Source organism: Frankia sp. AiPs1, from assembly GCF_023716945.1.
Lineage (GTDB): Bacteria > Actinomycetota > Actinomycetes > Frankiales > Frankiaceae > Frankia.
This window is the reverse complement of the sequence record NZ_JAMQQF010000905.1, coordinates 1-1524: the sequence shown is the minus strand read 5'-3', so window position 1 is coordinate 1524 and position 1524 is coordinate 1. Positions and strand designations below refer to the sequence as shown.

Below are 1524 nucleotides of genomic sequence, written 5' to 3'. Positions count from 1 at the left end.
GACACTGAGCTCCACCATAAAGTCGAAGGTTCAGGGGGAGACCGAGGAACCCACCGGCACCGCCGGGCCCCGCGGTGCGTCGGTGCCGGTGCTCTCGGCCGAGGCGGACCCGGCCACCGGCCGCCTGTCGGCGACGTCGCGGGCCAGGGGCTGGCTGTCTGCGGCGTCGCGGGTGAGCGGCCGCCTCTCGGCGGCGTCGCGGGTGAGGTGCACCAGTGCCGGCAGCAGCAGGACGCGCAGCACCAGCGCGTCGAGCGCGACGCCGACAGCCAGCCCGAGGCCGAGCAGCTTCATCGTGCGCACCTGCTGGCAGGCCAGCCCGGCGAAGACGGCGATCACGATCAGGCTGGTCGCGACGACCACGTGGCCGACCTCCGCGTGGCCCGATCGGATCACCGTCGCCGGGTCCCCGCCGTCCGGCGGCTGCTCCTGCGGGTCCCGTAGCCGGCGCAGCAGGGTCAGGTGCATGCCGATGGCCAGACCGAAGGAGACGATCAGGATCAGGCCGAGGACAAACGGTTCGATCGGCCCGCCGCGCACCCCGAGCAGGCCGGCCAGGTGGCCGTCGCAGAAGACGAAGGTGATGGCGCCGAGCGCCGCCGCCGTGGTCAGCGCGCTGGCGGTGACGATCGCCAGCGTGGGGCCCAGGCGCCGCACACTGGCGAGCACGCTCACCCCGAGGACGACGAGTTCGAGGGCCGCGAAGGCCGGCAGCACCCGGGTGAAACGGGCCGCCATGTCGTCGAACAGCGCGGTCTGGCCGCCGATGTGCACACGCACGGTCGTGCCGGCGACGACGGCGGGCACCGTCCGGGTGCGCAGCCGCCGCACGAGGTCGCTGGCCTGCGCCGACCGGGGCTCCGCCTGGGGCAGCACCTCGATCAGCGCCGAGTGGGTGGCGGGGTTGTGCAGCACCTGGAAGGCCTTCACCACCCCCGGGGTGGTGCCGAGACGGTCGAGCAGGGTTGCCACGACCGCCGGGTTCGCCGCGGGCGGGTTCGCTGCCGGCGGGTTCGGCGGGTTCGCTGCCGGCGGGTTCGCCGCGGGCAGGTTCGAGACGGCAACGAGCACGGGACCGTTCAGGCCCGCGACGTAGTCGTCGCTCATGATGTCGTAGGCCCGCCGGGTGGTCGTCGACGTCGGGTCGACGCCCCCGTCGCCGCCGCCGAGGCGCAGTCCGATGATCGGCACTGCCAGCGCGGCCAGCAGCAGGACCGCCGCGGCGGCGAGCATCCCCGGGAAGCGGCCGACGAGGCCCGCCCACGCCGAGCGCAGGCCCGGCCGGACCGGCAGGCCGCGGCCGGTGGCGCGAAGCTGGGTGCGCTCGGACCAGACCAGCAGGGCCCGGTCGGCGACGGCGAGTGTCGCGGGCATCAGGGTGGTGATGGCGAGGCTGGCGACCGCGGCCGCGACGAACGCGGCGGGGGCGAGGCCGGCGAGGACACTCGCGTGCAGCACGCTGGTGCCAAGCATGACGACGGCGAGGCCGAGGCTGCCCCAGGCCAGCGCGCGCCCGGCCTGGGC

1 protein-coding gene is annotated in these 1524 nt (G+C 75.3%); it reads right to left on the bottom strand.

Annotation, left to right across the window (positions count from 1 at the left end):
- Positions 1–30 precede the first annotated feature (30 nt).
- Positions 31–1524 (bottom strand): MMPL family transporter (locus ND748_RS31760; RefSeq protein ID WP_251749973.1); only part of this gene is annotated, 1494 nt, incomplete at its 5' end.